The following is a 12,677-nucleotide window of genomic DNA, read 5'->3' on the forward strand; positions in this document are numbered from 1 at the left end:
CATAGCGCCGCCTCCGGGAGGATCTCCTGGGCCTGCTTTACAATACTTTCGATAAATAATGGCGCTGCATACCCGCGTGCGGGAAGTCCGGCAGCGACATCTGCAGCTGATAGCCCAGCTTCTGATAAAACGGCAGCGCCTGGAAGCTGAACGTATCCACCAGCATATGGCTGCAGCCGCGCTCCCGCGCCTGGTTTTCCGCTTCATACATCAGCTCGCTGCCAAGGCCGCTGCCGCGCGACGTTTCGCTGACCCACAGATATTCAATACACAGCCAGCTGCCCTTGCGTTTGGCAATCAATCCCCCGCGCATCTCGCCAGCAGCATCGCGTGAATAAACGCCCAGCTCGCCGAACTGGGCCGGGTCCAGAAAGCGCAGATTGAATTCCCGCAGCCCCGTCAGCAGCTCTTCCTGATCGGCGGGATTAATGTTCTCTGTTATTATTAATGTCATTGATTATCTCCATCTTTTATTTTTCATAGACCATTCACCATCCTACTTTCACAAAATATCCTTTTTTTCTCCATTATTTCCTGACTAAATTCCCTGCACTAAATTTTGTGTAAAAAATCTTCCCATCATTCGGTTCAGACGTATAATGGGAAAAATGAGAACGATCATTCTCAAAAACACAAACCATGGAGGATCCCATGAAAATGCCCTGTAGCTGGCGTCACTCCTCGGTTCAGAGCCTGTAACCGCCGTCTGATACCGTATTCGCCGCACGGGAAACTGTCGGAAAAACCGTTTAATTAATATCGGTATTCGCAGGGTCATTTACTGCAAACAGGAATATTTACTTCCCATTTGGTTATTTGTGCTTGCCCGGAGATGCATCATCGCCCGGCCCATCACCCCGCCAGTAAATTTGCGGGGCGGACGTCGTTCATCCTGAGAAAATATAATGAAATATACTTTAGCCCCCATCGCAGCAGCATTATTTCTCCTTAGCGGGTGCGATAATGCGCAAAATGCTTCCCCGCAGCCGATGACGCAGGAAGTCGGCGTCGTGACCCTGCAAAGCCAGCCTGTCCCGGTGGTGAGCAGCCTGACCGGACGCACCACCGCCTCGCTTAGCGCCGAAGTGCGCCCGCAGGTGGGCGGTATCGTGCAAAAACGCCTGTTTACCGAGGGTGACATGGTCAAAGCCGGGCAGGCGCTATACCAAATCGATCCGTCAAGCTATCGCGCGACGTTTAACGAAGCCGCCGCCTCGCTGAAACAGGCCCAGGCGCTGGTCATCGCCGACTGCCAAAAAGCCCAGCGCTACGCGGTGCTGGTCAAAGATAACGGCGTCTCCCGTCAGGACGCCGATGACGCGATAGCGACCTGTAATCAGGATAAGGCCAGCGTCGAGTCGAAAAAAGCGGCGCTGGAAAGCGCGCGCATCAACCTGAACTGGACCACCGTGACCGCACCGATTGCCGGGCGCATCGGCATCTCTTCCGTCACCCCGGGCGCGCTGGTGTCCGCCGATCAGGATACCGCGCTGGCGACGATCCGCGGACTGGATACGATGTACGTCGATCTCACCCGATCCAGCGTCGATCTGCTGCGCCTGCGTAAGCAAAGCCTGGCGAGCAACAGCGATACCCTTAACGTCACCCTGACTCTTGAAGATGGCAGCACCTATAGCGAAAAAGGTCGCCTGGCGCTGACCGAAGTGGCGGTAGATGAATCGACCGGTTCGGTCACGCTGCGCGCGGTCTTTCCCAATCCGCAGCACGTGCTGCTGCCGGGGATGTTCGTTCGCGCCCGCATAGACGAAGGCATCATGAACGGTGCGATTCTCGCCCCGCAGCAGGGCATCACCCGCGATGCCAAAGGCGATGCCACCGCGCTGGTGGTTGACGCTAATAACAAGGTTGAACAGCGCAGCGTGGAAACCGGCGAAACCTACGGCGACAAATGGCTTATCGTCAACGGCCTGAAGAGCGGCGACCGGCTGATTGTCGAAGGGACCAGCAAAGTCGCGCCCGGCCAGCAGGTAAAAGCCGCCGAAGTCAAAAATGACGGAGGCAATGCCTGATGTTTTCCCGTTTCTTCGTGCGCCGCCCGGTCTTCGCCTGGGTTATCGCCATTCTGATTATGCTCGCCGGGATTCTGGCTATCCGCACCCTGCCGGTCGCCCAGTATCCTGACGTCGCCCCGCCGGCGATAAAAATCTCCGCTACCTACACCGGGGCTTCTGCGGAAACCCTGGAAAACAGCGTCACCCAGGTTATCGAGCAGCAGCTCACCGGACTGGACAACCTGCTCTACTTTACGTCCACCAGCAGTTCCGACGGCTCGGTCAGCATTACCGTCACCTTTGAGCAGGGTACCGATCCGGATACCGCCCAGGTTCAGGTGCAGAACAAAGTGCAGCAGGCGGAGTCGCGCCTGCCGAGCGAAGTTCAGCAATCCGGCGTGACGGTGGAGAAATCGCAGAGCAGCTTCCTGCTGATCCTCGCGGTGTATGACAAAAACAACAAAGCCACCAGCTCCGATATCTCCGACTGGCTGGTCAGCAATATGCAGGACCCGATGGCGCGTATTGAAGGCGTCGGCAGCCTGCAGGTGTTCGGCGCGGAGTACGCCATGCGCATCTGGATGGACCCGACCAAACTGGCCTCCTATTCGCTGATGCCATCCGATGTGCAATCGGCGATAGAGGCGCAGAACGTGCAGGTGTCCGCCGGTAAAATCGGCGCCCTGCCCGCCGCCAACGCGCAGCAGCTGACCGCCACCGTCCGTGCCCAGTCGCGACTGCAAACCGTCGCCCAGTTCAAAGAGATTATCGTCAAGAGCAAGAGCGACGGGTCGGTGGTGCGCCTGAGCGACGTCGCCCGCGTGGAGATGGGCAGCGAAGATTACACCGCCTCCGCCAATCTCAACGGCCACCCGGCTGCGGGGATCGCGGTGATGATGGCGCCGGGCGCTAACGCCCTGAATACCGCGACGCTGGTGAAAAACAAGATTGCCGAGTTCCAGCGCCAGATGCCGCAGGGCTACGATATCGCCTACCCTAAAGACAGCACCGAATTCATCAAAATCTCGGTGGAGGATGTGATTCAGACGCTGTTCGAAGCGATTATCCTCGTGGTCTGCGTGATGTATCTGTTCCTGCAAAACTTCCGCGCCACGCTGATCCCGGCGGTGGCGGTGCCGGTCGTGCTGCTGGGCACCTTCGGCGTGCTGGCGCTGTTCGGCTACTCCATTAACACCCTGACGCTGTTTGCAATGGTGCTGGCGATAGGCTTGCTGGTGGATGACGCCATCGTGGTGGTGGAAAACGTCGAGCGTATCATGCGCGACGAAGGGCTGCCCGCCCGGGAAGCCACCGAAAAATCGATGGGCGAAATCTCCGGCGCGCTGATCGCCATTGCTCTGGTGCTCTCGGCAGTGTTCCTGCCGATGGCCTTCTTCGGCGGCTCAACCGGGGTGATTTATCGCCAGTTCTCGGTGACCATTATCTCGGCGATGATGCTCTCCGTGGTGGTCGCCTTAACCTTAACCCCGGCGCTATGCGGCGCGCTGCTGAGCCATTCTAAACCGCATACCAAAGGCTTCTTCGGCGCCTTTAACCGCCTGTGGGGACGCACCGAGCAGGGCTATCAGCATCGTGTTGTCGGCGGCCTGCGCCGCTCGGCAATGATGATGGGCGCTTTTGTCCTGATTTGCGGCGGCATGGCGCTGGCAATGTGGAAACTACCCGGCAGCTTCCTGCCGACGGAAGATCAGGGTGAAATCATGGTCCAGTACACGCTGCCCGCCGGGGCGACGGCGGTACGTACCGCCGAGGTTCGCCGCCAGGTCACCGACTGGTTCCTGACGAAAGAGAAAGCCAATACCGACGTGATCTTTACCGTCGACGGCTTTAGCTTTAGCGGCAGCGGACAAAACGCCGGGATGGCCTTCGTGTCGCTGAAAAACTGGTCCGAACGTAAAGGCGAAGAAAATACCGCTCAGGCCATCGCCCTGCGCGCCACCAAAGAGCTCAGCAGCATTCGCGACGCCACCCTGTTCGCCATGACTCCGCCGTCGGTAGATGGCCTGGGGCAGAGTAACGGTTTCACCTTCGAACTGATGGCCAGCGGCGGTACCGATCGCGATAGCCTGATGAAAATGCGCAGCCAGCTGCTGGCGGCGGCGAATCAAAGTACCGAGCTGCAGTCAGTTCGCGCCAACGATCTGCCGCAAATGCCGCAGCTGCAGGTGGATATCGATAACAACAAAGCCGTGTCGCTCGGACTGTCGCTAAGCGATGTTACCGATACCCTCTCCAGCGCCTGGGGAGGAACCTACGTTAACGATTTTATCGATCGCGGTCGCGTGAAGAAGGTCTATATCCAGGGCGAAAGTGACGCCCGCGCCGTGCCGTCTGACCTCGGTAAATGGTTCGTGCGCGGCAGTGACGACAGCATGACGCCGTTCTCCGCCTTCGCCACCACCCGCTGGCAATACGGCCCGGAAAGCCTGGTGCGCTACAACGGTTCCGCCGCCTTCGAAATCCAGGGCGAAAACGCCAGCGGCTTTAGCTCCGGCGCGGCAATGGACAAGATGGAGGCCTTAGCCAATAACCTGCCCGCCGGCACCACCTGGGCGTGGAGCGGCATGTCGCTGCAGGAAAAACTCGCCAGCGGCCAGGCGATGAGCCTCTACGCTATCTCGATTCTGGTGGTCTTCCTGTGCCTCGCGGCGCTGTATGAGAGCTGGTCGGTGCCGTTCTCGGTGATCATGGTGATCCCGCTTGGGCTGCTCGGCGCGGCGCTGGCGGCGTGGATGCGCGGTCTGAGCAATGACGTTTACTTCCAGGTGGCGCTATTAACCACCATCGGCCTGTCGTCAAAGAACGCCATCCTGATCGTTGAATTCGCCGAATCGGCGGTGGAAGAGGGCTATTCCCTCTCGCGCGCCGCCATGCGCGCCGCGCAGACCCGTTTACGCCCTATTGTGATGACCTCGCTGGCGTTTATCGCCGGGGTACTGCCGCTGGCGATCGCCACCGGAGCCGGGGCCAACAGCCGCGTGGCGATCGGTACCGGGATTATCGGCGGCACCCTGACCGCAACGCTGCTGGCGGTGTTCTTCGTGCCGCTGTTCTTTGTGCTGGTGAAACGTTTCTTCACCCGCCATCGTTCTTCCCAGGAGTAAGTTATGTTTCGTTTTACCTTAATTTTTGTTGCGCTCCTGACGGCGGGCTGCGTCTCTCTCGACCCGCACTATGAACGTCCAGCCGCGCCGGTCCCGGCGACCCTGCCGGGCAGCCACGGCGAGGCAACTGCGGTAGTCAGCGACTGGCAGCAGGTGGTGAATGACGCCCGCCTCAAAAAAGTGGTGAACATCGCGTTGACCAGCAACCGCGACGTGCAGAAAGCGCTGGCCGATATCGAGGCCGCGCGCGCCCAGTTTGGCGAAACCCGCGCCTCGCTGTTTCCGACCCTCGACGCCGAGCTGAGCCATACCCGCAGTAAAACGGTAGCCAGCGGCCTGTCGTCGGCAGCGGAAGCCGACGGCGCGGTCTCCAGCTTCGAACTGGATCTGTTTGGCAAGAATCAAAGCCTGACGCGCGCCGCGCGGGAAACCTGGCTTGCCAGCGAATTCACCGCCCAGAATACACGTCTGACGATGATCGCCGATCTGACCACCGCGTGGATAACTCTCGCCGCGGACAACAGCAATCTGGCGCTGGCGCAGGACACCATGGCCAGCGCGGAGAACTCGCGCCGCATCGTCACCCGCCAGATGGAAGTCGGCACCGCCTCGGCAGGCGACCTGAGCGATGCCGAAAGCGTGTACCAGCAGGCGCGCGCCAGCGTCGCCAGCTACCGCACGCTGGTGGCGCAGGACAAAAATGCGCTCAACCTGCTAGCCGGAGAAACCGTGCCGGATAGCTTGCTGCCCGGCACGCTGGAAAGCCTTGGCGATCGCAGCATCACCCTGGTGCCGGCGGGCGTCTCTTCATCGGTACTGCTGCGCCGCCCGGATATCCAGGAAGCGGAGCATAATCTGAAGAGCGCTAACGCCGATATCGGCGCTGCGCGGGCCAATTTCTTCCCGTCCATCTCGCTGACCGCCAGCGCCGGGGTCGGCAGCGACTCGCTCTCGTCGCTGTTCAGCCACGGTATGCAGGTATGGTCATTCGCGCCGTCCATCAGCCTGCCGCTGTTTACCGGCGGTAGCAACCTGGCGCAGCTACGCTACGCTGAAGCGGAGAAAAAGGGGCTGATCGCCACCTATGAGAAAACGATTCAGAGCGCTTTCAAAGATGTCGCCGACGCGCTGGCGCGGCGGGAAACCCTCAGCGAACAGCTGGACGCGCAGAATAAATACGTCGCGGCGGAACAGAAATCGCTGAATATCGCGCTGAAGAGCTATCAGGCCGGGGTCGGAGATTATCTGTCGGTGCTGACCGCCCAGCGAACGCTGTGGTCGGCGCAGGCCACCCTGATATCCCTCCAGCAAACGGACCTGGAAAACCGCATCACCCTCTGGCAGTCGCTGGGAGGCGGCGCCAGCTAACGCCTTTACCGGGCGACAGCGCCCGGTTTGATGACAAGGAGCTCGCTTGTATGTCCCGAATTTCCCTTTCCTGGGTCGTGGTTCTCGGTTTGCTCAGCGCCATTGGGCCGCTGTGTACCGATTTCTATCTTCCCGCGCTGCCGGAAATTACCCAGCAGCTTAGCGCTACCGGCACGCAGACCCAGCTCTCGCTGACCGCGGCGCTGATCGGCCTCGGCCTTGGGCAGCTGTTTTTCGGTCCGCTGAGCGACCGCATTGGTCGTAAAAAGCCGCTGGCGCTCTCTCTGCTGCTGTTTATCTTCTCCTCGGCGATGTGCGCGATAACCTACGACATTCACCTGCTGATCGCCTGGCGATTTCTGCAGGGCTTCGCCGGCGCGGGCGGCTCGGTGCTATCGCGATCCATCGCCCGAGACCGCTATCAGGGCACCCTGCTGACCCAGTTTTTCGCCCTGCTGATGACCGTAAACGGCATCGCGCCGGTGCTTTCACCGGTACTTGGCGGTTGGATCATTACCGCCTTCGACTGGCGTATCCTGTTCTGGGCGATGGCGGCGATCGGCGTAGTGTTACTGCTGCTCAGCCTGACGGTGCTGCACGAAACGCTGCCGGGAAAAAGCGCCGCATCGGTTGCGCAGCGGCAGGATGAAACTCCTGTGCTGAAAAATCGCCGCTTTATGCGCTACTGCCTGATTCAGGCGTTTATGATGGCCGGGCTGTTCTCCTATATCGGCTCGTCTTCGTTCGTTATCCAGAGCGAATATGCCATGAGCGCGATGCAGTTCAGCCTGCTGTTCGGCCTTAACGGTATCGGGCTGATTATCGCGGCGCTGATCTTTTCCCGCCTGGCGCGCCGCTTCAGCGCCGAATCTCTGCTGCGCGGCGGTCAATTGCTGGCGGTGGCGTTTGCCGCCATCACCCTGCTCTTCGCCTGGCTACCGCAGCCGACGCTAGCGCTGGTTGGCCTGTTTTTTACCGTTTCCATGATGAGCGGCATCAGTACCATTGCCGGCTCGGAAGCGATGAATGCTATTAACGCCAGCCAGTCCGGCACCGCTTCCGCCCTGATGGGCACGCTGATGTTTGTGTTCGGCGGGATTGCCGCGCCGCTGGCCGGACTCGGCGGCGAAACGATGCTCAAAATGAGCCTGGCAATGACCCTTTGCTATCTGGCCGCGCTGCTGATTGGCCTGAAAAAACCGCGTTCTGTCGCATAATCTCCTCCGGTGGTAATAAAATATTCCAATTTTATTACCACCATATTTCCCGCCAATGCTGAAATCTCCTATTATCCATTCAACACCAATCGTGATAGCCTTCACATGAAAGGAATAATTAATTCCTTATACTGCCCGCCACTGTGAATGAAGAGGTTCTTATGAGTATCGACCTGAGCAAACTGCTGACCGAGCGCCGCAACGCCAATAGCGCCAACATTGACACCCTTTCCACCGAAGAGATGCTGACGGTGATTAACCAGGAAGACCAGCAGGTGGCTCACGCCATCACCCCCTATCTGGCGCAAATTGCCCAGGTGGTGGATAAGGTCGCGGCGGCACTGCAGGCGGGCGGTCGACTGATTTATATCGGCGCGGGGACCTCTGGTCGTCTGGGGATCCTTGACGCCAGCGAGTGTCCGCCGACCTTTGGCACTCGCCCCGAACAGGTGGTGGGCATCATCGCGGGCGGCCATAAAGCGATTCTGAGCGCCGTAGAGAACGTTGAAGATAACAAAGCGCAAGGGGCAATGGATCTGCAGAATATTAATTTTAGCAGCCGCGATGTGCTGGTGGGGCTCGCGGCCAGCGGACGCACGCCGTTCGTCATCGGCGCCATGGAGTATGCCCACAGCCAGAACGCTTTCGTCGCCATCGTCAGCTGCAACCCGCACGGGGAAATGGCCCAGCTGGCGGACGTCGCCATTACGCCGGTGGTCGGCCCGGAAGTCGTTACCGGCTCAACGCGGCTGAAGGCAGGCACAGCGCAGAAGCTGGTGCTGAATATGATCTCCACCGGGGCGATGATCCGCATCGGTAAGGTCTACAGTAACCTGATGGTGGATGTTGAAGCGACCAACGCCAAGCTTATCGAGCGCCAGGTGTCCATCGTCATGGAAGCGACCGAATGCGATCGCGCAACCGCCCAGAGCGCGCTGGAGGCCTGCGGTCGCCACTGCAAAACGGCGATTGTGATGGTGCTGGCTGATTTAAGCGCCGCCGAGGCCCAGGCGCTGCTGGCAAAAAATAACGGCTACATTCGCAAGGCGCTGAGCCACTCCTGACCGCTGACCAACAGGTAATCTGCAATGGCAAAAATAAATAAAGAGATGATAGCGCGGATCCTTCGACACGTTGGCGGCGCCGGTAACGTCGCGCAGGCGGGCAACTGTATGACCCGGCTACGCCTGACTTTGCGCGATGAATCACGGGCCGATAGCGCCGCCATCCGTCAGATTGAGGGCGTAATGGGGGTTATCGTCAGCGATGAGCAGTTCCAGGTCGTGCTCGGCCCCGGCAAGGCGCAAACCGCGGCGGAAATGATGAATGCGTTACTGGAAGATACCCCGGCGGATGCGCCATCGCTGGCCGATGTCGCCGCCGAGAAGAAGCAGGCGCTGAAGAACAAGCAAACCAGCGGCATCCAAAAATTCCTCGCTAAATTCGCCACCATCTTCACCCCGCTGATCCCCGGTTTTATCGCCGTCGGCCTGCTGTTAGGGTTCGCCACCCTGGCGGAGCAGATATTTGTCCTCGAAAACGCGCATCCGAACGCGACGATGGTGGCGCTGATCGGCTACATGAAAGTGTTCAGCAAGGGGATGTTTACCTTCCTGAGCATCCTGATCGGCTATAACGCCCAGAAAGCCTTCGGCGGCTCCGGGGTCAACGGGGCCATCGTCGCTGCGCTGTTTGTCCTCGGCTATAACCCGGAGGCTACCAGCGGCTTCTATTCCGGAATTTCGACCTTCTTCGGCCACGGTATCGACCCGCGCGGCAATATTATCGGCGTGCTTATCGCCGCGATTATCGGCGCATGGGTGGAACGACAGGTACGCCGCATCATGCCTGCCAACCTCGATATGATCCTCACCTCGGCGGTGACGCTGCTGATCATGGGCGCGATCACCTTTACCGTCATAATGCCTATCGGCGGCTGGCTGTTTACCGGAATGTCATGGCTATTCCTGCACCTTAACGGTAACCCGTTCGGCTCTGCGGTGCTGGCCGGCCTGTTCCTGCTGGCGGTGATGTTCGGCGTCCATCAGGGCTTCGTGCCGGTCTATTTTGCGCTGGTGGATGCGCAGGGGTTTAACTCGCTGTTTCCGATTCTGGCGATGGCCGGGGCCGGACAGGTCGGCGCGGCGCTGGCGCTGTTCTGGCGGGCGAAGCACGGCTCTCTGCTGCGTACGCAGATTAAAGGGGCGATTATCCCCGGCTTCCTCGGCATCGGCGAACCGCTGATTTATGGCGTCACGCTGCCGCGCATGAAGCCGTTTATCACCGCCTGCCTCGGCGGCGCCTGCGGCGGTTTCTTTCTCGGGCTTATCGCCTGGCTGGGGCTACCGGTCGGCCTGAATACGGTATTTGGCCCTTCCGGGCTGGTGGCACTGCCGCTGATGACCTCCAACAGCGGGATCTACGCCGGAATGGCGGTGTATGCCGCAGGGCTGGCGGTCTCTTATCTGTGCGGCTTCGCTCTGACCTGGCTGTTCGGCAGTAAAAACGTTGATTTGAGCTAAGAGGCGCGTCTGGCGCACGGCGGTAAACGTGAGTTTATTCGCCACATGGCGGGAGGCAATGACGCCCCATGCTGAATATTTTTTGCACGTGGCGCCGCGTTTCTGTCTACCCGGTCAGGCGCCAGCCGCCGCCGGGCAACGTCGGCCAGGGTACACATCTGATAAAGGATCCAGCGACCATTTCCTGCCCCGCTTCCCACACGTGCTCATGCTATGATACTGCTTTCGCACTATTTTCACCTGAGGGAAAGATGGGCTCCAGCAAAAAAGGGATGCTGAACGTACTGATCGCCGCCGTGCTGTGGGGCAGTTCCGGCGTCTGCGCGCAATATATTATGCAGCAAAGCCAGATGTCATCGCCGTTTCTGACCATGACGCGCCTGTTGTTCGCCGGCCTGATCCTTCTGATGCTCTCGTTCTTCCACGGCGATAAGATCTTCCGCGTCCTGCAAAACCGTAAAGACGCCGTCAGTCTGCTGATCTTTTCGCTGTTCGGCGCGCTCACCGTGCAGTACACCTTTCTGATGACTATCGAGCAATCCAACGCCGCCACCGCGACGGTGCTGCAGTTTCTGTCGCCGACGATTATCGTCGCCTGGTTTGCCATCGCCCGCAAAACGCGCCCCAGCCCGCTGGTGCTGGCGGCCATCGGCACCTCGCTGGCGGGCACTTTTCTGCTGGTGACCCACGGCAACCCAACGACGCTGTCGATTTCCCCCACGGCGCTGTTCTGGGGGATTGCTTCAGCGTTTGCCGCTGCTTTTTATACGACTTACCCTTCGACGCTGATTGCCCGCTACGGTACGCTGCCGATTGTCGGCTGGAGCATGCTGCTCGGCGGCGCGATGCTGCTGCCGTTCTACGCCGGACAGGGCAACCATTTTGTGGTGACCGGCGGCCTGCTGCTGGCCTTTTTCTACCTGGTGGTCATCGGCACCTCGCTGACCTTTAGCCTCTACCTGAACGGCGCGCAGAAGATTGGCGGCGCGAAGGCGGGGATCCTCAGCTGCGCGGAGCCGTTGAGCAGCGCTCTGCTCTCTCTGCTGCTGCTCGGCATCACCTTTACCCTCCCGGACTGGCTGGGCACGCTGCTGATTCTCTCGTCGGTGGTGCTGATCGCCATGGATTCGCGGCGGCGGGTTAAAACGGCCTGAGGATTATCGGGCAGGAGATGCTGCGACCTGCGTTTGCAGCATCTTCAGGTCGTCATCCGACAGCTCACAAACCACCTGCACCAGCTCGCGCTCAAATCCCTGTTCCAGACATGAACGAGCAATACGCAATGCCTCTTCTCGTTTACCCTCCTGAAATCCTTCATAAAACTCCAGGTATAATTCCAACAGATATCCCAGTAAATACTCAGGTTATAACTCCTGTGGTATCTCTTCCAGCGGTAGTCTCTCTACAATCGTCATTAATTTTCCCCCATCTTGAGGGATGCATCCTGGAATGCATTCAGATCATCATCCGAGAGCCCAATAGTCATCCGTACCAGCTCGCGCTCAAACCCCTGCTCCAGAAGTGAACGGGCAATACGCAACGCTTCTTCTTGTCTACCCTCTTGTTTACCTTCTAACTTGCCCTCTAACTTGCCCTCCAACTTGCCTTCTTGTCTCCCTTCCTGCCGTAGCCTTTCCGCAATCGTCATGAATACCTCCTTATGTTGAGGAACGCGCCGCTCGACCTCGTGAAGAAATTCACCAAAATGAGGCGCATCGCCACACTGCAGCATGTAATTAAACAGCGCTTTCAACTGGCTGTCATTAGCGCAACCTTTAACCAACAGCTCTGCTAATCGCTCCACCAGGCCAAGTAAATCGCGCTGGCGAATGTGCTTTTGAATCAGCTCCAGCAGCGCCACACGCCGGTTCTGCATGATCTCGTCATCCGGCACCACCGTAATATCCACCAGCGGGAAAGCGGCGGCATAGATCCGCCGCGCGGCCTCCGTATCGGCAAACTCATCCAGCCAGCACAGCGAGAAAGGATAGGGGCTTTTCGCGCCGTGATAGAACAGCATCGGCACCACCAGCGGCAGCGTTTTGTGCCCGGCGTCCAGATGACGCTGCATCGCCGCCAGCGCGTAGCGCATCAGCCTGAATGCCATATGCGCTTCCGGCGTGCTCTGATGTTCAATTACCACGTAGATATAGCCGTCACCGTCGCGGGTTTTCAGCGACCACAGTACGTCGGAGTAGCTTGCGCGCAAATCGGCCTCAATAAAGCTGCCGGACTCCAGCTTAAGCGTTTGCAGGTCGCACAGCTGGCGCAGCGAAGCGGGAAGATGAATCTCGATAAAATCCCTTGCGCACTCGGGATGCGATAAAAACTGTTTAAAAACCGCATCGTGCGGCGTCGAGGTCGTTCCTTTTTTCGTCATGGTCCGCCATCCCTGAAACGCGATGGCTGGAATATATCCATCATCGCGACGCC

10 protein-coding genes are annotated in these 12,677 nt (G+C 59.1%); 7 read left to right on the forward strand and 3 right to left on the reverse strand.

Features of this window, described 5'->3' with window-relative positions; all coding sequences use genetic code 11:
- Window positions 1-37 precede the first annotated feature (37 nt).
- A complete protein-coding gene (locus IYV58_RS26955; RefSeq protein WP_049112463.1) occupies window positions 38-454 on the reverse strand; it encodes a GNAT family N-acetyltransferase in 417 nt (138 codons plus the stop codon).
- 451 nt (window positions 455-905) lie between these two features.
- On the opposite strand from IYV58_RS26955, the gene IYV58_RS26960 reads away from it, so the two are divergent.
- From IYV58_RS26960 to IYV58_RS26990, 7 genes are all read left to right on the forward strand, one after another.
- The gene (locus tag IYV58_RS26960; RefSeq protein ID WP_004126787.1) at window positions 906-2,030 is read left to right on the forward strand and encodes an efflux RND transporter periplasmic adaptor subunit; all 1,125 of its coding nucleotides are present in this window, start codon (window positions 906-908) and stop codon (window positions 2,028-2,030) included.
- Complete coding sequence (eefB, locus tag IYV58_RS26965; RefSeq protein ID WP_123828635.1) at window positions 2,030-5,137, forward strand: multidrug efflux RND transporter permease subunit EefB; 3,108 nt, start codon at window positions 2,030-2,032, stop codon at window positions 5,135-5,137. Before IYV58_RS26960 ends, eefB begins: the two co-directional genes overlap by 1 nt.
- 3 nt (window positions 5,138-5,140) lie before the next feature.
- Window positions 5,141-6,505 (forward strand): efflux transporter outer membrane subunit, encoded by a 1,365-nt coding sequence (locus IYV58_RS26970; protein ID WP_004126797.1) that lies wholly within the window; start codon window positions 5,141-5,143, stop codon window positions 6,503-6,505.
- Window positions 6,506-6,555: 50 nt separating this feature from the next.
- Window positions 6,556-7,722, forward strand: coding sequence for a multidrug effflux MFS transporter (locus tag IYV58_RS26975; protein WP_004126800.1), 1,167 nt, complete (start codon window positions 6,556-6,558; stop codon window positions 7,720-7,722).
- A 161-nt stretch (window positions 7,723-7,883) separates the two neighbouring features.
- On the forward strand, window positions 7,884-8,786 hold the full coding sequence (gene murQ, locus IYV58_RS26980) for an N-acetylmuramic acid 6-phosphate etherase (protein WP_004126810.1): 903 nt from the start codon (window positions 7,884-7,886) through the stop codon (window positions 8,784-8,786).
- Between the two features lie 24 nt (window positions 8,787-8,810).
- Complete coding sequence (gene murP / locus IYV58_RS26985; protein WP_195729348.1) at window positions 8,811-10,244, forward strand: PTS N-acetylmuramic acid transporter subunit IIBC; 1,434 nt, start codon at window positions 8,811-8,813, stop codon at window positions 10,242-10,244.
- A gap of 251 nt (window positions 10,245-10,495) precedes the next feature.
- On the forward strand, window positions 10,496-11,398 hold the full coding sequence (locus IYV58_RS26990; protein WP_004126812.1) for an EamA family transporter: 903 nt from the start codon (window positions 10,496-10,498) through the stop codon (window positions 11,396-11,398).
- 3 nt (window positions 11,399-11,401) lie between these two features.
- On the opposite strand, the gene IYV58_RS26995 is transcribed toward IYV58_RS26990, so the two are convergent.
- Complete coding sequence (locus IYV58_RS26995) at window positions 11,402-11,584, reverse strand: hypothetical protein (protein ID WP_227676878.1); 183 nt, start codon at window positions 11,582-11,584, stop codon at window positions 11,402-11,404.
- A 74-nt stretch (window positions 11,585-11,658) separates the two neighbouring features.
- Window positions 11,659-12,624, reverse strand: coding sequence for an Rpn family recombination-promoting nuclease/putative transposase (locus tag IYV58_RS27000; protein ID WP_049115967.1), 966 nt, complete (start codon window positions 12,622-12,624; stop codon window positions 11,659-11,661).
- Window positions 12,625-12,677 lie beyond the last annotated feature (53 nt).

The sequence above is a fragment of the Klebsiella sp. BDA134-6 genome (assembly GCF_015601345.1).
Taxonomy (GTDB): Bacteria; Pseudomonadota; Gammaproteobacteria; order Enterobacterales; family Enterobacteriaceae; genus Klebsiella; species Klebsiella grimontii.

Bases quoted from the DNA above. Each gene is read 5' to 3' on its own strand.
- IYV58_RS26975 (WP_004126800.1), top strand. From the start codon at position 6,556: ATGTCCCGAATTTCCCTTTCCTGGGTCGTGGTTCTCGGTTTGCTCAGC.
- murP (WP_195729348.1), top strand. From the start codon at position 8,811: ATGGCAAAAATAAATAAAGAGATGATAGCGCGGATCCTTCGACACGTT.
- eefB (WP_123828635.1), top strand. From the start codon at position 2,030: ATGTTTTCCCGTTTCTTCGTGCGCCGCCCGGTCTTCGCCTGGGTTATC.
- IYV58_RS26955 (WP_049112463.1), bottom strand. From the start codon at position 454: ATGACATTAATAATAACAGAGAACATTAATCCCGCCGATCAGGAAGAG.
- IYV58_RS26990 (WP_004126812.1), top strand. From the start codon at position 10,496: ATGGGCTCCAGCAAAAAAGGGATGCTGAACGTACTGATCGCCGCCGTG.
- IYV58_RS26970 (WP_004126797.1), top strand. From the start codon at position 5,141: ATGTTTCGTTTTACCTTAATTTTTGTTGCGCTCCTGACGGCGGGCTGC.
- murQ (WP_004126810.1), top strand. From the start codon at position 7,884: ATGAGTATCGACCTGAGCAAACTGCTGACCGAGCGCCGCAACGCCAAT.
- IYV58_RS27000 (WP_049115967.1), bottom strand. From the start codon at position 12,624: ATGACGAAAAAAGGAACGACCTCGACGCCGCACGATGCGGTTTTTAAA.
- IYV58_RS26960 (WP_004126787.1), top strand. From the start codon at position 906: ATGAAATATACTTTAGCCCCCATCGCAGCAGCATTATTTCTCCTTAGC.